This window comes from Arthrobacter sp. P1_B3 (assembly GCF_056406615.1).
Window position 1 is genome coordinate 49,277 of record NZ_JBFTZV010000006.1, and the last position, 17,819, is coordinate 67,095.

The window sequence follows — 17,819 nt, forward strand, 5'->3', positions numbered from 1 at the left end:
CCGCGGGCACGAACTCGGCGCCGGCGCGGGCGGGGACGTGCCCCGGCCGGCGTCGGACGGGCGCGGGCCGGGGTCACACCGCGACGGCGGGGCGAATGTTCTGGTTGCCGCGGAAAACGTTCCCGGGGTCAAACTCGCGTTTTACTTCTGCCAGCCGGTTGTAGTTTTCGTCGCCGTAGGCCGCGCGGATCCGGGCTTGTCCTTCGTCGCCGATGAAGTTCAGCCAGACGCCTCCGGTGGCGTAGGGGGATATGTCCCGCCGGAAGCGTTTGACCCATGCCTTCGCTTCCTGCCCGCCCTGCGGGGTGTCGCCCAGGCCGAACGGGTGGCTCACCCAGCTGGCACTCCGGTTCAGGAGCGGCGTCGCCGATGCTGCAGGCCCGCTCACCGCCCCGCCCCAATGGGCTATCAGTTGCTGGGAACTTGGCCCGGGGAGGTTCCGCGCCGATTCGATGATGACATCCAAGGCGTCGTCGGAGAGTTCGTCGTGATAGTCAGCGCTCCAGTAGTTGTACTTGCCCGGCGGGTCGTCGAGGGAGCACTGGAAATCTGCGTAGCCAGTATCCTCCACCAGGTCCACAACAGGGCCAAGCTCCCGGTAGGCCTTGGCATGTTCTTTGCCTTCCTCGGCGTCCCCGGCGAAGACATACACGACATACACCGCCATCTTGCCCACCATGTTCGGGGGCACGAAGGGTTCCGCCGGCGCAATCCCGTAGATGAGGGTGGCGGACTCTTCGTTGGGGGCCGCGACGGCCAAGTCCCGGTAGCCCCGGCTGAGTTCCGGCGCCGCGTCCCCCGGCCACATCAGCACTCCGGCATGTACTTTTGGCCCGAGCTGGTGCAGGCCGAAGGTGAACGACGTGGCGACGCCGAAGTTCCCACCGCCTCCGTGCAGGGCCCAGAACAACTCGGGATTCTCCCGGGCGCTGGCCGTCACGTGCTCACCGGCGGCCGTGACCAGATCCACGGAGACGAGGTCGTCGCACGCGAAGCCGAAGGCACGCTCGAGCCAGCCTGACCCGCCCCCAAGCGTGAAACCGGCGAGACCTGTCGTGGAGACCCGCCCGCCGGTGAGTGCCAGGCCATATTCCTGAGTGGCGCGGTCAAACTCGCCGCAGGTGAGCCCTGCACCCACCGTGGCAGTGCGGGCCTCCGGGTCCACCCGGGCGGATTTCATCGGACGAACATCGATCACAAGGCCGCCGTCGTTCATCGACACGCCGGCCACGGAATGGCCGCCGGCGCGGACGGCGACATCGAGGCCGTGCGTCCGCGCATACGCCAACGCGTCGGCCACCCCTTCCGCGTCGGCACATGGGGCAATGACGGCCGGATGACGGTCGATCATGGCGTTGAAGAGTCGTCGTGTTTCGTCGTATTCCGGGTGACCCGGCCTGACCCACCTCATGGCAGTGCTCCCTCGGTGACCGCGGCTCCGCCCCACTTTCCGAGCTTACGACCGTGCGCCAGCTGTGGCTACCGCCAGTTGTTTGGCCAGCCGCACCTCGTTGATGACCATGGCATCTCGGACGCTCGGATGCGCGCCGACCGGGCGTCCTGCAGGGGTGTTCTGGCGGTTAGCCGCGGGCGGGTCAGCCTGCTGGCGGGTTCGAAACGGCGGCGCGGACCGGGTCAGTCGCGGGCGGGTCAGTCGCGGGCGGCGCGGACCGGGTGCTGGCTGACAATCGAGACGCGGTTGAACGCGTTCATCGTGATCGCCAGCCAACTGACGGCGGAAAACTCTTCGGCCGTCAGGTGCCGTCGGGCCTGTGCGCCTTCGTGGTCGCGGGTTTGGGCGTCAGAGATGGTGGTGATGGCCTCGGCCAGCGTCAGGGCTGCGCGTTCCTTTTCGGAGAAAAGAGTGGTGTCGCGCCATGCGGAGAGCACGGCCAGGCGCTGGGCCGACTCACCGTTCTTGATGGCATCGCCCACGTGCATGTCAAGGCAGTAGGCGCAGCCGTTGATCTGCGAAATGCGGACATTGAGCAACTCGATCAGCGTCCCGTCCAGCCCGGCTTCCCCGGCGGCTTCCTTGACTTTCAAGCCCAGCCCGTTGAGTGCGCGCCAGGCAGCAGGGTGCGCTTTGTCGAGGAATACACTCCGCTGATCGGGATTCTGCGGTGCCGCCGTCTCATTCATGGATTCCACAATACCGATGAGCTTGGGTACGGCCGGGAGCGGCGTGTGACAATCCTGTCAAACATGTGACAAGCTTTGGGGGTGGGGGTGTTTGGTTCGGTGGCCGGCTCCTTGGGGGACCCAGCCACCGGACCGCCCGTTCCGACCTGGCCTTGTCACGGCGGCCAGGCTGCGCCCCGCTGAGCCGCGCCAGGCCGAGCCGAGCCTCGCTGAACTCCGCCGGGCTGAGCCTCGCCCCTCTGAACTCCGCCAGATCTAACTGGGGACATGTCCAGCTGTGCGTGCCAGCAGAGGGCATGTCCCGTGGCCACATCCAGCAGCGTGGGACATGTCCAGTCGTCGGGCCTAAGAGTGGGCATATGGGGAGTATGCCCACCGGTGCGTGCCAACGGAGGGCATGTCCGGCGGTCGCTTCTGGCGGCGGGGGGCATGTCCTGCTGTGTGTGCCAGCAGAGGGCATGTCCAGTGGTCGCGCCCAGGTCGAGGGGACACGCCCATCGTTCGCGACCAGGTCGAGGGGACATGCCCATCGTTCGAGACCAGGTCGAGGGGACATGCCCAGCCCTGGACCCGGGCTGTGGACATATTGGGACTATGTCCAGTCCTTGGGCCGACAGGAGGGCATGTCCCTTCCGGGCCGGGGCCTTCCGGGCCGGAGCGGGCCGAGGAGGGATGCCCGCGGACCGCCCCGGCCCGCGGGCATTCGGCCCCTAGACAGGCGTTTCGCTCTCGGCAAACATGGAGCCAGCGTCCCTCATGGCAAAGTTGAGCGATGTAGACTCAACTTTGACACAGGACCATTCCGGAAGGAGCCCTCTTTGGACGCCAAATTCACCACCAAGAGCCAGGAGGCTCTCGCTGCCGCCGCCATGAACGCCTCGACCGCGGGTAATCCGCAGCTCGAGCCCGCCCACCTGCTCAAAGCGCTCATGGACCAGCGGGAGGGCGTCGCCGTCGCACTGCTCCGGGCCACCGGCGCAGATCCGGACGCCGTCAGCGTCCAGGCGAGCACCGCCATCAAGGCGCTTCCGTCGTCGTCCGGGAGCAGCGTGCAGCAGGCGCAGTTGTCCCGGGCCGGGCTGCAGACGATCAAGAATGCCCAGAACGAGGCCGAGCGCCTCGGGGACACTTTCGTCTCCACCGAACATTTGCTGCTGGGCCTTGCTGCCGGGAGCGACGGCGTCGGGAAGCTCCTGCGCGAGGCCGGCGCCTCCCATGAGGCGCTGCTGGCCGCCCTGCCGGGCGTCCGTGGCGACCGCAAAGTGGACAACGCGGACCCGGAGAACGCGTTCCAGGCGCTGGAGAAGTACGGCACGGACCTCACGGCGGTGGCCCGCTCGGGCAAGCTGGACCCGGTGATTGGCCGCGATGCCGAGATCCGGCGCATCATCCAGGTCCTGAGCCGCCGCACCAAGAACAACCCCGTTATTATCGGCGAGCCCGGCGTCGGCAAGACCGCCGTCGTCGAGGGCCTCGCCCAGCGGATCGTGGAAGGCGACGTGCCCGAAAGCCTGCGCGGCAAGACCCTGATCGCGCTGGACCTCGCCTCGATGGTGGCCGGGGCGAAGTACCGCGGCGAATTCGAGGAGCGGCTCAAGGCTGTCCTGGAGGAAATCAAGGGCTCCGAGGGGCAGATCGTCACGTTCATCGACGAACTCCACACGGTGGTGGGCGCCGGAGCCACGGGGGACAGCTCCATGGACGCCGGCAACATGCTCAAACCCATGCTGGCCCGCGGCGAGCTGCGGCTGATCGGGGCGACCACGCTGGACGAGTACCGCGAGAACATCGAAAAGGACCCCGCCCTGGAGCGCCGGTTCCAGCAGGTCTACGTGGGCGAGCCCAGCGTTGAGGACACCATCGGCATTCTGCGTGGCCTCAAGGAACGCTACGAGGCCCACCACAAGGTGTCCATCTCCGACTCCGCCCTCGTGGCGGCCGCGACCCTCTCCAACCGGTACATCTCCGGCCGGCAGCTGCCGGATAAGGCCATCGACCTCGTGGACGAGGCCGCGTCCCGGCTGCGCATGGAAATCGATTCCGCCCCGGAGGAGATCGACCAGCTGCGCCGACAGGTGGACCGCCTGACCATGGAGGAACTGGCCCTTGCCGGCGAGACCGACCCCGCCTCGGTGGAACGCCTTGCGGCCCTGCGCGCGGACATGGCGGACAAGAAGGAGGAGCTCGCGGGCCTGAACGCCCGCTGGGAGGCCGAGAAAGCGGGCCTGAACCGGGTGGGCGACCTGCGGGCCAAGCTCGACGAGTTCCGCTCCGCCGCCGACAAAGCCCAGCGCGAGGGGGACCTGGAGACGGCGTCCAGAATCCTCTACGGCGAGATCCCGTCCCTGGAGCGGGAACTGAACGCCGCCGCCGAGGCCGAGGCGGCCGTGCCCGATAAATCGAGGCAGATGGTGGCCGATGAGGTCACCGCCGATGACATCGCGGAGGTTATTTCGGCCTGGACCGGCATCCCCGCGGGGCGCATGCTGCAGGGCGAGAGCCAGAAGCTGCTGAACATGGAGCACGTCCTGGGTGAGCGGCTGATCGGCCAGCAGAAGGCCGTCGCCGCGGTCTCCGACGCCGTACGCCGCGCCCGCGCCGGGATCAGCGACCCCAACCGGCCCACCGGCTCGTTCCTGTTCCTCGGCCCCACCGGCGTCGGCAAGACCGAGCTCGCCAAGTCCCTCGCGGACTTCCTCTTCGACGACGAGCGCGCAATGGTGCGGATCGACATGTCCGAATATTCGGAGAAGCACTCCGTGGCCCGGCTCGTCGGGGCGCCCCCCGGGTACGTCGGCTACGAGGAGGGCGGCCAGCTCACCGAGGCCGTGCGGCGGCGCCCGTACTCGGTCCTGCTGCTGGATGAGGTGGAAAAGGCGCACCCGGAGGTCTTCGACATCCTCCTTCAGGTGCTCGACGATGGACGGCTCACCGACGGTCAGGGCCGCACCGTCGACTTCCGCAACGTGATCCTGGTGCTCACCTCGAACCTGGGCAGCCAGTTCCTGGTGGACCCCGGCCTCGACGCCGCGGCCAAGAAGAACGCCGTCATGGCCATGGTGAACGCCTCCTTCAAACCGGAATTCCTGAACCGGCTCGATGAGGTGGTGCTGTTCGATCCCCTGACCGTGGAGGAACTGTCCCAGATCGTGGAACTGCAGGTCAAGGAGCTCGGCGAGCGGCTCAAGGGCCGCCGGCTGAACCTCGAAGTGACCGAGGGCGCCCGCGCCTGGCTGGCCGTGTCCGGCTTCGATCCCGCGTACGGCGCCCGGCCGCTGCGCCGCTTGGTGCAGCGCGAGATCGGCGACCGGCTGGCAAAGGCCATCCTGGCCGGCGAAATCACCGACGGCGACACCGTCCTGGTGGACACCGCGCCGGACCTGATGGAACTCACCATGGGCGGGCTGGAGGGCAGTGGTCTGCCCGACGGCGGCGCGGCCACCGGCACCGGGCTCTCGGTCCGGCGCAAGGAATAGGCGCCGGCGGCTAGAGCGCGCTAAGTGCCGCCGGCAGCCGGGCCCGTCCCGGCTGCCGGCGGGCTAACTGGTCTAAAGCCGTGCGCCATGCCGGCGGGCTACGGCCATGCGCTAATCCAGTGCAGTAAAGCCGGGCAAGGTTAGGGCAGCAGGGACTCCATGATGACGTTTCCGGTGTCCGTCACGGCGTAGCAGTCGACCCGGCGGTCGCCCTTGTCCCAGCTGCGCGAGCTCGGGTAGGCCAGCTTGTAGCTCAGGTCGTAATCTCCCGCCTTGTCCGTCAGCGGTGCTTCCTTGCAGGCATTGCGCGCTTTCTGCTTGAGCTGTTCCCGGCCGGGGTAGGACTCATCTGCCCCGTACTTCTCCACGGCGACCAGCTGCGCCGAGTGACCTGTGGCGCAGTCCACGACGGTGGACTGTTGCGCATCCGGATCGAAGTCCTTGAAGCAATCCCGCAACTGGAAATCCATGGGGCTGACGCCTTCCAGCGGCAAGGCACCGCGGCTGGCCGGGGCCGGGGCCGGGGCCGGGGCCGACGCCGACGAAGCTGCCGGGGCCGGGCTGCCGCTTTCCGGGGAGGGCTGGCCGTTGCCTGCAAATGCGGCCACCGCCCACCAGACCAAAAGCCCAAGCGCGACGAGTACGGCCGCGGCCACGCCGAGCCGCATGGGCCCTTGCAGGCGGATCCGGCGCGCCAGGGGACGCGCTCGCCGGGAGAGCACGCTCACGATGCCGGCGTAGGTGAGGCCCGTGGGCTTCGCCGCAGCAGGTGCCGCCGAGCGATTCGTGGCCCGTGCGGGGTCGGCGGTAATGACGGGCAGGGTGGACGTCGGCGGCCTCGAAGGCGGCGGCGGGATGGACCCGGCGTCGTATCTTGGATTCTCTTCAGTCACTGAGAAATTCACCACTTCCGTGCGTCTTTGCCGGAGCTGGAAGTCCGGCGTCGCGGCCCTTTTCTGGGCGCACATCACGAAACTCTATCGAAGATGCGCGGCACGGCGCATGTGCCGGTGGGCGCGGCCGCCGTTCCGGGACGCGCCACACTGTCCACAAGGCGCACGCCGGCGAGCAGTTGACGCCGAAAGCATGTAATCTAGGTGTACGACAAATTGACCAAACATTCCGGGGCCTCACCGATCGCCAAAGGTGACCACCTCCGGTCCAAGTACAAAAGGGGGTCACGCCATGGGGCGCGGCCGTCAAAAGGCAAAAGCTACCAAGCAGGCTCGGGACATCAAGTACTACTCCCCGAACACTGACTATTCGGCCCTTCAGCGCGAGCTCACGGGCCCGGGAAGTCGTGCCACGAGCCACTTCGCGGATGACCCGGTCGAACCGGATTATTCAGCGTATGTGGATAAGTACGCGGACGATGTGGAAGACGACGACGACGAGGTAGATTCCCGTCGCATAGGTTAGTCGACGCTTCCTTCCGGCAGTTCTCCCCGGGGGGATCCTTCCGGCACTGCGGTGCCAGCCAAAGATTTTCAGGCCGCCGGCCACACCTGTTTCAGGTGTGGCCGGCGGCTTCTCTTGTGCCCGTAGCGTCTGCCCGCGTCGTTTCGCCATGGTTTCGCCGGCGCAGTTGTCACAGACGGGGCCTCGGGCTAGGTTGTTGGTGCCGGATTTTCCCGGACGCGACCCCGATGCCCGGAAGGACTGCCATGACCATGCGCACAGAATTCGCTGAGGGCGAGCTCTGCTGGACGGACCTCCAGACCAGCGATGTGGAGGCGGCGAAGGCCTTCTACGCGGAGGTTTTCGGCTGGCGGTACGAGGATCTGCCCACCCCGGACGGGCGCAGCTACGCGAAAGCCTTCCTCGGCGACGCCTTGGTTACCGTGCTCGCGCCGCAGACCCCCGAGCAGGAAGCCGCCGGCAGGCCGGGCCGGTGGAACGTATATTTCGCGGTCGACGACGCCCGGGACCTGGCCGGGGAACTGGCCCATTCCCCCGGGCAGCTTGAATTCGGCCCCGAGGCGATCGGTGACACCGGCGTCATGGTCTTCTTCGCCCCGCCCGGCGGCGGCACCACGGGGGCCTGGCAGGCGGGCAGCCACTTCGGGGCCGGCCGGAGCCAGGAGGCGGGCACCTTGGCCTGGGCCGAGCTGCTCACACCCGAGCCGCAGGCCGCCGTCGGCTTCTTCCAGCAGCTTTTCGGGCACGAGGTGACCGAATACCCCCAGGACGACGGCGGCACCTACACTACGCTCATGGTGGGCGGCGCCGAAGTGGCCGGCATCGCCCGGGTTCCGGGCGATGCGCAGGACACCCTCGTGCCGGGGTGGCAGGTCTATTTCGGCGTCTCCGACGTCGCGGCGGCGGTGCAGGCCGCGGTGTCCGCGGGCGGCGTCGTGCTGATCGAACCGGACGAGGTCGAGGAAGCCGGCACCATCGCCACACTCAAGGACCCGCAGGGCGGCGTCTTCAGCCTGCTGGAGGTCTAAACAGATCGATTGCTCCAAAACCGCCCTTTTGGCGCTGCTAAGGGGCCGTTTTGGAGCACTCGATGAGGTTTAGGTCCTCAGTCCTTTTCGTGACAGAGGTCCAGCAGCGGAATCAGGGCTTCCGGGTCGCCGGCCCGCGCGGCGGCCAGAATTTTCCTGTGCGAATCCGCAACGCGGGCCAGCTTGGCATCATCCAGCGGATAGGACCGGCTGATCAGGCGCTGGACGGGGTTGTCCCAGACGGATTCGAGAGTGGTCAGAAGGAATCTATTCGGGCACGGTGCGGCCAGGCTCAAATGAAAGCCCCGGGTTGCGATGAACAGCGCCTCCGCGTCGGCGCTGGCGGATCCCTCGGCGATCAGCAGCTCCAGCCGGGCCAGCTCCAGGGGCGTGTACTTGGCGCCGCACTGCCGGATGGCCATGATCTCCAGTGCCTTGCGGACTTCATAGACCTCGGCAACGTTTGACGGCGTGAGCGTCGTCGCGAAGTATCCGGCTCCGGGTACCAGCGTCGCCAGGCCTTCGTGCACCAGCCGGTTCAGCGCGTCGCGGATCGGGGTGCGGGAAACCCCGTATTCGTCCGCCAGCTGCTCCTGGACCAGTGGAGCGCCCGGCTCAACCACGCCGTTGACGATCTCATCGCTGATCCGGTCGTAGACCTGCTCGCTCAGCGGCCGCATCTTCTTGGCAACTTGCGCAGCCATTCGCCTCAACCCCTTCTGATCCCACGAATTCATCAAGTCTACGTGCTTTACATCACAGTATTCACTGTATACAGTGAATCCAATCCTTCCCAGCCTAGCTGAAAGTCAGCCCATGCCCCTGCACATTCCCCGAATCCCCGGTGTCGATTTCCTTGCCACAGGCAGGCAGCTCGGCTATCTGGAGATCGAACATTCAGACAACGCCCACGACGCCGCCGTCATCCCGTCCCCCATCGCCGTCCTGAGCGGCGGGGCCGGGCCAACGGTCCTTCTGATCGCCGGCACCCACGGCGACGAGTACGAGGGGCAGATCCTGCTTCAGGAGCTCATTCGGTGCATGGACCCGGCGGAAGTCAGCGGTCGCCTGATTGTCCTGCCCGCGTTGAATATCGCCGCCGTCCGGGAAGGACGCCGCGTTGCCAGCGTGGACGGGGTGAACCTCAACAGGTCCCTTCCGGGCAACGCCGCCGGGGGTCCGGCACAGCAGATAGCTTCCATCGTGGCCGAGGACCTCATCCCGCTGGCGGATTTCGTCATGGACATCCATTCCGGCGGAATCGCCTCGGAATACGTGCCCTCGGCCTTCGTCTACCACGGACCCACGCCGGAACTTTGGGCACAAAAGACCGCAGCCGTGGCTGCATTCAACGTGCCGTATTCCGTCGTGGTGCAGCCCATGCTCAAATCCGGTTCCATCAGCGGCGCCGCCGACCGGGCCGGCGTCCCCATGATCTCCACCGAACTGGGCGGCAGGGGGACGGTTTCGCTGCAGATCCTGGAGCGCGCACGGACGGGACTCCGGTCGCTCCTGGGCCACTGGGGACTTCTCCCGGGCGATCCGCCCGCGGAACGATCCCCGGAACGGCCACCGGCCCAATCCCCGCTCCAATCCACGGTCCAGTGGGTGGAGCTCACGCCGCAGTCCCCGGTGAACTCCACCATGGCCGGGCTCTTCGAACCCACCGTTGAACTGGGGCAACGAGTCGCGGCGGGGGACCGCGTGGCCAGGGTTCATTCAGTGGAGGAACTCGACCGCCCGGCCAAGGAATTCTTCGCACCCATAGACGGGGTGGTTGCCATCGTTCGGCATCCGGCCCCCGTCAACGTCGGCACCACGCTGGTCAACATCGCCGTTGACCACGGAACCACCCACCCGGAAGGCAACTATGTCACATCGTAATTTCATGACCACCGGCACTTTGCTGCTCGCAGCCCTTGTCGGGCTGAGCGGCTGCACCAACGCGTCCCTCGACGCCGGAAGCGCCGCCGCGCAGCCCTTGCCCGGGCAGGGCGGTGCCATAGCCGCCGCGCCGCTCAGCCAGGCAGCCGCGGATCTGCTGCCCGGGGAGGTCAGGTCCAAGGGAACGCTCTTGGTGGGGACGGACCCCACGTTCCCGCCCTACGAGTTCTACGCTGAGGACAACAAGACAGTGACGGGATGGGACGCCGACTTCGCCAAGGCACTTGGGGAGACCCTTGGGCTGGAAGCCCGGATGGTCCCGGCCACCTTTGACACCATCCTCCCCGGGGTCGGATCGCATAAATATGACGTCGGGATCTCCGGATTCAATGTCACCGCAGAACGGAAAAAGAACGCCGACTTCGCCACCTACATGAACAGCGGCTCGGGCCTGGCCGTCAAGCAGGGCAACCCGAAGAATCTCGCCCTTGATGCCATGACGCTGTGCGGCACCAGGATCGGCGGCGAGAAGGGAACCTCCCAGGGCATCGAAACACTGCCGGCGTTCTCGAAGCAGTGCACGGATGCGGGCCAGTCCGCGATCGACATCCAGCTCTTCCCCTCCCAGCACGAGGCCAACCTGGCCCTCACCTCCGGCCGCGTGGACGGCGTCCTGTCCGGCGATATCGGCATGGCCTACGCCAGCAAACTCTCCGGAGGCTCCTTCGAGCTCGCCCCCGGCGCCGGCTGGGATCCCACGGCTGTGGGCATCGCCTTGCCGAAGGACTCGCCGCTGACCAAGGCCGTCGTGGCCGCTGTCGAGGCGCTCGTGGCCAGCGACACGTACACGTCAATCAACGCCAAGTACGGCATCCCCGATTCCGTGAAGGTCAGCGCGGACCAGGTCGGCGCGGGTGCCTCCCGATGAGCGGCACCATGAGCCTTTCAAAGACCACCAGCACCAGGGGAGAGTACACCGTGGTGACGGCCCGGCACCCGTGGCGCTGGGTCGCTGCAGCGGCGGTCACCGCCGTCGTCGTTCTGTTCCTTATCTCGGCTGTGACGAACCCGCGCTTTGGCTGGGACAAGGTGGCCCTGTACTTCCGGGACACCACAATCGTCAACGGCATTGGCATCACGCTGATGCTGACCGTCGTCTGCATGGCGGGCGGCGTCGCCCTGGGCGTCGTTCTGGCCGTGATGCAGCTCTCCGCCAACCCGGTGGTCAAGGGCTCGGCCGGTATGTACGTGACGGTTTTCCGCGGCACCCCGGTGCTGGTCCAGCTGCTGTTCTGGTTCAATCTCTCAGCTCTGTACCCGGAAATCACGTTCGGCATCCCGGGCGTCAGCTTGGATGCCAACCAGCTCATCACACCCCTGGCCGCGGCAATCCTGGGCCTGGGGCTCAACGAAGCGGCCTACATGTCGGAAATTGTCCGGGCCGGCATCCAGTCCATCGACCAGGGGCAAGGCGAGGCGGCGGGGGCGCTGGGCATGTCCCGCCTCCAGACCCTGTTCCGGGTGATTCTGCCGCAGGCGATGCGCGTGATCATCCCGCCCACCGGTAACGAGTTCATCGGCATGCTGAAGATGACCTCGCTGGTCAGCGTCATCGCGGTCCCGGAACTGCTGTATTCGGCCCAGATCATCTATTCCAAGAATCTCCAGGTGGTGCCGCTGCTGCTCGTGGCCAGCATCTGGTACATCATCGTCACCACCGTGTTCAGTGTGGGCCAGGGATACGTGGAGCGGCGGTTCTCCCGCGGTACGTCCCGGTCCGTGCCGCCGTCGGCCGCCGAACGCCTGCGGCGTTTCTTCAGGATCCACTCCCCGCAAGCCTCAGGAAGGGGCAGCCAATCATGACCACCGAGATAGCAGAGCCAAGGCCGCTGGTGCGGGCCGAGGGCGTCCGTAAGAGCTTTGGCAACAACGAGGTCCTCAAAGGCATCGATCTTGATGTCCGGCGCGGTGAAGTGGTGTGCATCATCGGCGCCTCCGGATCGGGAAAGAGTACCTTCCTGCGGTGCGTGAACCATCTGGAAAAGATCGACGGCGGCCTGCTCCGGGTGGAGGACCGTGTGGTGGGCTACCGGCTCAAGGGCCACAAGCTGCACGAGCAGTCCCACAATGAGATCTGCGCGGACCGGAGCGACATCGGCATGGTTTTCCAACACTTCAACCTCTTCCCGCACATGACAGTCCTGGAAAACCTCATGGAGGCGCCGGTGAGGGTGCTCAAACAGCGCAAGGACGAGGTCCGGAGTCGGGCGCTCGGGCTCCTGGAAAAAGTGGGACTGGCCGAGAAGGCGCAGGCCTACCCCCGGCACCTCTCGGGCGGGCAGCAGCAGCGCGTGGCGATTGCCCGCGCGCTCTGCATGGAACCGAAACTGATGCTCTTTGACGAGCCCACATCCGCCCTTGATCCGGAACTCGTCGGTGAAGTCCTTCGTGTTATGAAGGACCTTGCCCGGACCGGCATGACCATGATCGTTGTCACGCATGAAATAGGGTTTGCTCGGGATGTGGCCGACCGCGTGGTGTTCATGCACGGTGGCCGGATCCTTGAGGAAGGCCCCGCCGAAGCGGTCATCAACCATCCGCAGAACGACCGGACGCGAGCCTTCCTGTCCGCTGTGCTCTAGGCCTTAACCATCGAGTGCTCCGCACCTGCCGTTTTCAGGACTCAAAACGGCCGGTGGGGAGCACTCGACGTCGGGGCAGGCGGTCTAGGCGTAGGCGTTGACCAGCCGGACGGCGCCGCCGTCGACGCCCTTGGCGCCCTGGACGTAGTCCGGGCCCGTCTTGACGATGGAGTCCGAGTTCACCTCGACCGTGCCCATGACCCAGGACGGCAGGCCGCGGTCGTTGAGCCGGTTGACGGCGGCGTCGGCTGCTTCCGGCGACACGATGGCGACCATGCCGACGCCCAGGTTCAGGGTGCGCTCCAGATCGGCCAGCGGGACGTTGCCGAGTTCGGAGACCAGCTTGAAGATGGCCGGGAGTTCCCAGGTGGAGCGGTCCACGGTGGCCAGCAGGCCCTGCGGGAGGACCCGGGCGAGGTTCGCCGCGAGGCCGCCGCCGGTCACGTGGCTGAAGCCGTGGACGGCCCTGCCGGCCGCGGAGCCGTCGACCGGGAAGGTGCGTGCCAGATCCAGGCAGTCCGCGGCGTAGACGCGGGTGGGCTCGAGGAGCTCCTCGCCCAGGGTGCGGCCGAGTTCGGAGACCTGGCGGTCCAGGGCCCAGCCGGCGTGGTTGATGACGCGGCGGACCAGAGAGTAGCCGTTGGAGTGCAGGCCGGAGGAGGCCATGCCGATCACCACGTCCCCGGCGCGGACACGGTCCGGGCCGAGCAGCGCATCAGCCTCGACAACACCGGTGGCGGCACCGGCGACGTCATACTCGTGTTCGCCCAGCAGGCCCGGGTGCTCGGCGGTTTCGCCGCCCACCAGGGCGGTGCCGGCGACCGAGCAGGCGGCCGCGATGCCGCGGACGATGTCGGCGATACGCTCCGGGACCACCTTGCCGCACGCGATGTAGTCGGTCATGTAGAGCGGCTCGGCGCCCACGACGACGATGTCGTCCACCACCATGCCGACGAGGTCGAAGCCGATGGTGTCGTGGATGTCCATGGCCTGGGCGATTGCCACCTTGGTGCCGACGCCGTCGGTGGAGGTGGCCAGCAGCGGGCGCTTGTACGTGAGCAGCCGGGAGACGTCATAGAGGCCTGCGAACCCGCCGACGCCGCCGATCACCGAGGCGTTGTGGGTGGCCTTGACGGCGTCCTTCATGAGTTCGACGGCGCGGTCTCCCGCTTCGACGTCGACGCCGGCGGAGGCGTAGGTGATGCCGGCGTTCTGGGCGGCGTTCATGTCAGCGGCCGGGGAGGCGGAAGTCATACTGGCTCTTTCTTGTCGGCTGTGGTGACGCGGTCGGCATCGGTGAGCAGTTCTTCGAATTCGGAATCCGGCCCTGGATCGCAGCCGGTGGCGCCGGCCTTTTCGGCCGGGTCGTCGGAGATTGCGGTGCCGGGTTCGGCGTCGGGCGCCGCGGAAGCCGCGGACGGCGCCGTGCCGGAAGCAGCCGTGGCGGAGGCAGAGGGAAGTCCGCCGAGGTCCGTGCGTTCGAGCAGGTTCTTGCCGAGCTTGTCCGCCCCGGGCAGCTCGATCGGGTACTTGCCGGTGAAGCAGGCGGTGCAGAGGCGCTCGCGCGGCTGCCGGGTGGCGTCGATCATGCCGTCTTCGGAAATGTAGGCGAGTGAGTCGGCACCGATGGCCTGGGTGATTTCATCGATGGTGGCGCCGTTGGCGATCAGTTCCGCCCGGGAGGCGAAGTCGATGCCGTAGAAGCAGGGCCACTTGACCGGCGGGGAGGAAATCTTGATGTGGACGCTTGCGGCGCCGGCTTCCCGGAGCATCCGCACGATGGCGCGCTGGGTGTTGCCGCGGACGATCGAGTCATCCACCACCACAACACGCTTGCCGCGGATCACGGATTCGAGGGCGTTGAGCTTGAGCCGGATGCCGAGCTGGCGCAGCGTCTGCGAAGGCTGGATGAACGTGCGGCCCACGTAGGAGTTCTTGACGAAGCCGTGCGCGAAGGGGATGCCGGATTCCTCGGCGTAGCCTACGGCCGCGGGGGTGCCCGATTCCGGCACCGGGATGACGATGTCCGCTTCCTGGGTGTTTTCGCGGGCCAGCTGGCGGCCCATTTCCACACGGGATTCGTACACCGAGCGGCCCGCAATGGAGGCGTCCGGGCGGGCGAGGTAGACGTACTCGAAAACGCAGCCGGCCGGCGTCGCCTCGGCGAAGCGCTGCGAGCGGACGCCGTCCTCGTCGATCGCGATGAACTCGCCGGGTTCGATTTCGCGGATGAAGCTGGCGCCGACAGTGGCGAGGGCGGACTGCTCGGAGGCAACCACCCAGCCGCGTTCCAGCCGGCCCAGGCAGAGCGGGCGGATCCCGTAGGTGTCGCGGGCCGCGTAGAGGGTGCCCTCATCCATGAAGACGAAGCAGAAGCCGCCCTTGATCTTGGGCAGCAGCTCCATGGCGGTCTGCTCGAGGGACTTGCCCTCTTCGCCCTCCAGGAGTGCGGTGACCAGGGCTGTGTCCGAGGTGTTGCCCTGCTTCATCTCGCCGCTGAGGTTTCCGCCGTTGCGGTCCTCGATCATCGCCTTGAGCTCGGCCGTGTTGGTCAGGTTGCCGTTGTGGGCCAGGGCCACGGTGCCCGTGGACGTCGCGCCCAGGGTGGGCTGGGCGTTGGCCCAGTGGCTCGCACCGGTAGTGGAATAGCGGCAGTGGCCGACGGCCAGGTGCCCGGTCAGGGTGTTCAGCGTGGTCTCGTCGAAGACCTGGGAAACGAGTCCCATGTCCTTGTAGACGTTAATCCGCTTGCCGTCGCTGGTTGCAATGCCAGCCGACTCCTGACCGCGGTGCTGCAGTGCATACAGCCCGTAGTAGGTGAGTTTTGCTACTTCTTCACCGGGTGCCCAGACCCCGAAGACGCCGCATGCGTCCTGAGGGCCTTTTTCGCCTGGGAGAAGATCATGAGAAAGTTTTCCATCGCCGCGTGCCACTGGTCGATTATCTCACGATGTGCGCTAAGACTTTTCCGGCGGCCGTTTTATGACCTGCCGGCCTGCTCAGGCGCGGTTCTCGTCGTCGTCCGAGGTATCCGGAGTCTCCGGTGCGTCCGTTGCGGACTCGACGACGGCGTGCTCGGCGCGGCGGACGCTCATCCGGTCCAGCACCAGGGCTGTCGCGGCACCCAGGATGACGCCGCCGGCCGCGCAAAGGACCATGAAGAAGCCGAAGACCGAGCCGCGGTCGTAGCTCGCGTCACCGGGGAAAGCGTAGGCGATCACGGCCGCGGCGGCCACGCCCACGAGCCCGCCCAGGATCAGGAAGGGCACATATTTCGGCGCCCGGCGGACGGTCACCTCGCGGCGCTCCGGAACGCTGCCCTGGGCCGGCTCCCGCTGGGGGTCGGTGCCTGCTGTGCCGGGGGTTTCGTGGGAAGACATGCCATTAAGCGTACTGCCCTTGGACTCATTGCCGGGGCCCGGTTCCCGGAGCAGACTAGGGGCTACGTACAGACGAGCTAAGGAACGGCCATGTTAGCCTCAGCCGCCCGCATTCGCGACCAGCAGCGCATAATCTGGAATGAGTTCTCGGCGGGCTGGAACAAATGGGACGCTGAGCTGCTCGGCTGGCAGGCTCCGTTCGGGGAGGCATTGCTCGAGGAGTTGCCGCTGCGCCCCGACTCCCGGGTGCTGGATGTCGCGGCAGGCACGGGGGAACCTGGACTCACCGTGGCCAAGCGAGTGTCGGAGGGCAGGGTGGTCCTGGCCGACATTTCGGCGGGAATGCTCCGCGTGGCCGAGGAGAAGGCATCGGCCTGGGGCCTGACCAACCTGGACTTTGAGGTGTGCGACGCCGCAGCCATGCCCTTCGGGGACAGCACGTTCGACGCCGTGTACTGCCGCTTCGGGCTGATGTTCTTTCCGGTGATGTCCGCGGCCATGGCAGAGATGGCGCGCACCGCCCAACCCGGTGCCCGCGTCGGCGCCGTCGTCTGGGGGCGCGCGGCGGCAAATCCCTGGGCCAGCCTGATCCTGGGCACGATCGCCCGGCACCGGGAACTGCCCATCCCGCCCGCGGGCACTCCAGGTCTGTTCCGCTGCGCACCAACCGGGTTCATGACCCGGATGTTCAAGGACGCCGGGCTGGCAGAGGTGAGCGAGCGCCAAGTCAGCACCGACCTGGTGCACGAATCCCCCGAGAGCTACTGGGAGTTCATGACCGACATCGCCACCACCGTGGCGATGGGGCTGGCTAAGGCGGATGAGGAGTCGCGGGCCCTGATCCGCTCGGATGTGTTCGCGCTGTTGGGCCGCTACGAGCACGACGGCGCGATCCGGCTCCGGTCCACCGCCACGGTGGTGGCGGGAACCAAGGTGTAGCTCGGCGGGACGGGGCGGGTATTCGCGGCGTTTTCGGACGGGCGCACCGAGGACCCGCGCTGCAACCGAGGTAGTTCCATGCCCCGATGGTGGTCCGCCACGCTGGGCCGGACAACCACCCGCGGGCCGGGTGTGGAGAACTTTTCCGCGGCAGTTTCAGGCACGCGCCCAGCTATCGGACGGGCGCGCCCCGGATCCTCGCTGCATGTATCCGATTCAGCAGCGAGGGTCCGAAACCGCCGCGGAAACAGGTACGGCCCACGTCAGGGCACGCGGGTGCACCCAGTCGGGCGACGCCGGACGAGCGCTCCGACACCGGGGGAGCACTCCAGCGTCAGACGATCAGCGGGTCAGACGCCCAGCGCTTCCTTCAGCGACGCAACATGGCCCTGGGCCTTGACCTGGTACTGCGCCAGCGTCACCTTGCCCTCGGGGTCCAGCACTACGGTGGAGCGGACGATGCCCTCCGTGACCTCGCCTTGGACCAGCTTCTCGCCCCAGGCGCCGTATGCCAGGGCGACAGTGTGGTCCTCGTCGGCCAGGAGCGGGAAGGTCAGCGCGAAGTCGCCGGTGAAGTGGGCCAGGGCCTCGGGGGCGTCGGGGGAGATGCCCAGGACCTCGTAGCCTGAGCCCTGCAGGGACGCGAGGTTGTCGCGGAAGTCGCAGGCCTCGGTGGTGCAGCCGGGGGTCGCGGCCTGCGGGTAGAAGTACACAATGACGTTCTTGCCGCGGTAATCGGCCAGGGCAACCGGCTTGCCTTCGGCGTCCGGCAGGGTGAAATCCGGGGCCGGGGTGCCGGGCTGAAGCTTGACGGTCGTGTTTGCGCTCATGATGATCCTTCGGGGGAGTGGACAATGGGTCTGTGATGCACAACATCGTGGACCGAGGCTGTATTCCGCCGCCTGAGCC

At 67.1% G+C, this 17,819-nt stretch carries 16 protein-coding genes; 8 read left to right on the forward strand and 8 right to left on the reverse strand.

What is annotated here, in order from left to right:
* Positions 1 to 73: 73 nt before the first annotated feature.
* Positions 74 to 1,411, reverse strand: a complete 1,338-nt coding sequence (locus AC1D2F_RS09205) for an FAD-binding oxidoreductase (protein ID WP_229994101.1) — start codon at positions 1,409 to 1,411, stop codon at positions 74 to 76.
* A gap of 239 nt (positions 1,412 to 1,650) precedes the next feature.
* Positions 1,651 to 2,142, reverse strand: coding sequence for a carboxymuconolactone decarboxylase family protein (locus tag AC1D2F_RS09210; protein ID WP_229994102.1), 492 nt, complete (start codon positions 2,140 to 2,142; stop codon positions 1,651 to 1,653).
* Between the two features lie 818 nt (positions 2,143 to 2,960).
* Between AC1D2F_RS09210 and clpB the strand changes: the two genes are divergently transcribed.
* On the forward strand, positions 2,961 to 5,618 hold the full coding sequence (clpB, locus tag AC1D2F_RS09215) for an ATP-dependent chaperone ClpB (RefSeq protein ID WP_229994103.1): 2,658 nt from the start codon (positions 2,961 to 2,963) through the stop codon (positions 5,616 to 5,618).
* Positions 5,619 to 5,758: 140 nt separating this feature from the next.
* Here the strand turns inward: clpB and AC1D2F_RS09220 are convergent, their stop codons facing one another.
* Positions 5,759 to 6,586 carry a septum formation family protein gene (locus AC1D2F_RS09220; RefSeq protein WP_476966579.1) on the reverse strand — a complete coding sequence of 276 codons (828 nt, stop codon included), beginning with the start codon at positions 6,584 to 6,586 and terminating at the stop codon, positions 5,759 to 5,761.
* 217 nt (positions 6,587 to 6,803) lie between these two features.
* Here AC1D2F_RS09220 and AC1D2F_RS09225 point away from each other — a divergent pair, with 217 nt between their 5' ends.
* Together AC1D2F_RS09225 and AC1D2F_RS09230 are read left to right on the forward strand one after the other, a co-directional pair.
* Positions 6,804 to 7,037, forward strand: coding sequence for a DUF3073 domain-containing protein (locus AC1D2F_RS09225; RefSeq protein ID WP_018774150.1), 234 nt, complete (start codon positions 6,804 to 6,806; stop codon positions 7,035 to 7,037).
* A 245-nt stretch (positions 7,038 to 7,282) separates the two neighbouring features.
* Positions 7,283 to 8,065, forward strand: coding sequence for a VOC family protein (locus AC1D2F_RS09230; RefSeq protein WP_476966580.1), 783 nt, complete (start codon positions 7,283 to 7,285; stop codon positions 8,063 to 8,065).
* A gap of 77 nt (positions 8,066 to 8,142) precedes the next feature.
* On the opposite strand, the gene AC1D2F_RS09235 is transcribed toward AC1D2F_RS09230, so the two are convergent.
* Positions 8,143 to 8,769 (reverse strand): GntR family transcriptional regulator, encoded by a 627-nt coding sequence (locus AC1D2F_RS09235; protein WP_476966581.1) that lies wholly within the window; start codon positions 8,767 to 8,769, stop codon positions 8,143 to 8,145.
* 112 nt (positions 8,770 to 8,881) lie between these two features.
* Between AC1D2F_RS09235 and AC1D2F_RS09240 the strand changes: the two genes are divergently transcribed.
* The 4 genes from AC1D2F_RS09240 to AC1D2F_RS09255 are packed head-to-tail and all read left to right on the forward strand — an operon-like array spanning position 8,882 to position 12,591.
* Entirely contained in the window at positions 8,882 to 9,949 is a 1,068-nt protein-coding gene (locus AC1D2F_RS09240) for a succinylglutamate desuccinylase/aspartoacylase domain-containing protein (protein WP_364748517.1), read from the forward strand.
* A 4-nt stretch (positions 9,950 to 9,953) separates the two neighbouring features.
* Complete coding sequence (locus AC1D2F_RS09245; protein ID WP_476966582.1) at positions 9,954 to 10,877, forward strand: ABC transporter substrate-binding protein; 924 nt, start codon at positions 9,954 to 9,956, stop codon at positions 10,875 to 10,877.
* Between the two features lie 8 nt (positions 10,878 to 10,885).
* On the forward strand, positions 10,886 to 11,812 hold the full coding sequence (locus tag AC1D2F_RS09250) for an amino acid ABC transporter permease (RefSeq protein WP_364748513.1): 927 nt from the start codon (positions 10,886 to 10,888) through the stop codon (positions 11,810 to 11,812).
* Positions 11,809 to 12,591 (forward strand): amino acid ABC transporter ATP-binding protein, encoded by a 783-nt coding sequence (locus AC1D2F_RS09255; RefSeq protein WP_476966583.1) that lies wholly within the window; start codon positions 11,809 to 11,811, stop codon positions 12,589 to 12,591. Before AC1D2F_RS09250 ends, AC1D2F_RS09255 begins: the two co-directional genes overlap by 4 nt.
* Before the next feature lie 84 nt (positions 12,592 to 12,675).
* On the opposite strand, the gene purM is transcribed toward AC1D2F_RS09255, so the two are convergent.
* From purM to AC1D2F_RS09270, 3 genes are all read right to left on the reverse strand, one after another.
* On the reverse strand, positions 12,676 to 13,845 hold the full coding sequence (gene purM, locus AC1D2F_RS09260) for a phosphoribosylformylglycinamidine cyclo-ligase (RefSeq protein ID WP_476966584.1): 1,170 nt from the start codon (positions 13,843 to 13,845) through the stop codon (positions 12,676 to 12,678).
* Positions 13,842 to 15,524 (reverse strand): amidophosphoribosyltransferase, encoded by a 1,683-nt coding sequence (gene purF, locus AC1D2F_RS09265; protein ID WP_229995583.1) that lies wholly within the window; start codon positions 15,522 to 15,524, stop codon positions 13,842 to 13,844. Before purF ends, purM begins: the two co-directional genes overlap by 4 nt.
* 66 nt (positions 15,525 to 15,590) lie before the next feature.
* Positions 15,591 to 15,971 (reverse strand): hypothetical protein, encoded by a 381-nt coding sequence (locus tag AC1D2F_RS09270; protein ID WP_229995582.1) that lies wholly within the window; start codon positions 15,969 to 15,971, stop codon positions 15,591 to 15,593.
* 90 nt (positions 15,972 to 16,061) lie between these two features.
* Here AC1D2F_RS09270 and AC1D2F_RS09275 point away from each other — a divergent pair, with 90 nt between their 5' ends.
* Positions 16,062 to 16,910, forward strand: a complete 849-nt coding sequence (locus tag AC1D2F_RS09275) for a class I SAM-dependent methyltransferase (protein ID WP_229995581.1) — start codon at positions 16,062 to 16,064, stop codon at positions 16,908 to 16,910.
* 350 nt (positions 16,911 to 17,260) lie between these two features.
* Here AC1D2F_RS09275 and bcp read toward each other — a convergent pair whose 3' ends face one another.
* Positions 17,261 to 17,740 (reverse strand): thioredoxin-dependent thiol peroxidase, encoded by a 480-nt coding sequence (bcp, locus tag AC1D2F_RS09280; protein WP_229995580.1) that lies wholly within the window; start codon positions 17,738 to 17,740, stop codon positions 17,261 to 17,263.
* Between the last annotated feature and the right edge of the window lie 79 nt (positions 17,741 to 17,819).

Excerpts from the sequence above, each read along its gene's own strand:
- bcp (WP_229995580.1), bottom strand. The coding sequence starts at position 17,740 with ATGAGCGCAAACACGACCGTCAAGCTTCAGCCCGGCACCCCGGCCCCG.
- AC1D2F_RS09225 (WP_018774150.1), top strand. The coding sequence starts at position 6,804 with ATGGGGCGCGGCCGTCAAAAGGCAAAAGCTACCAAGCAGGCTCGGGAC.
- AC1D2F_RS09250 (WP_364748513.1), top strand. The coding sequence starts at position 10,886 with ATGAGCCTTTCAAAGACCACCAGCACCAGGGGAGAGTACACCGTGGTG.
- AC1D2F_RS09220 (WP_476966579.1), bottom strand. The coding sequence starts at position 6,586 with ATGTGCGCCCAGAAAAGGGCCGCGACGCCGGACTTCCAGCTCCGGCAA.
- AC1D2F_RS09245 (WP_476966582.1), top strand. The coding sequence starts at position 9,954 with ATGACCACCGGCACTTTGCTGCTCGCAGCCCTTGTCGGGCTGAGCGGC.
- AC1D2F_RS09255 (WP_476966583.1), top strand. The coding sequence starts at position 11,809 with ATGACCACCGAGATAGCAGAGCCAAGGCCGCTGGTGCGGGCCGAGGGC.
- purM (WP_476966584.1), bottom strand. The coding sequence starts at position 13,845 with ATGACTTCCGCCTCCCCGGCCGCTGACATGAACGCCGCCCAGAACGCC.
- AC1D2F_RS09240 (WP_364748517.1), top strand. The coding sequence starts at position 8,882 with ATGCCCCTGCACATTCCCCGAATCCCCGGTGTCGATTTCCTTGCCACA.
- AC1D2F_RS09275 (WP_229995581.1), top strand. The coding sequence starts at position 16,062 with ATGTTAGCCTCAGCCGCCCGCATTCGCGACCAGCAGCGCATAATCTGG.
- AC1D2F_RS09270 (WP_229995582.1), bottom strand. The coding sequence starts at position 15,971 with ATGTCTTCCCACGAAACCCCCGGCACAGCAGGCACCGACCCCCAGCGG.
- AC1D2F_RS09205 (WP_229994101.1), bottom strand. The coding sequence starts at position 1,411 with ATGAGGTGGGTCAGGCCGGGTCACCCGGAATACGACGAAACACGACGA.
- AC1D2F_RS09210 (WP_229994102.1), bottom strand. The coding sequence starts at position 2,142 with ATGAATGAGACGGCGGCACCGCAGAATCCCGATCAGCGGAGTGTATTC.
- AC1D2F_RS09230 (WP_476966580.1), top strand. The coding sequence starts at position 7,283 with ATGACCATGCGCACAGAATTCGCTGAGGGCGAGCTCTGCTGGACGGAC.
- AC1D2F_RS09235 (WP_476966581.1), bottom strand. The coding sequence starts at position 8,769 with ATGGCTGCGCAAGTTGCCAAGAAGATGCGGCCGCTGAGCGAGCAGGTC.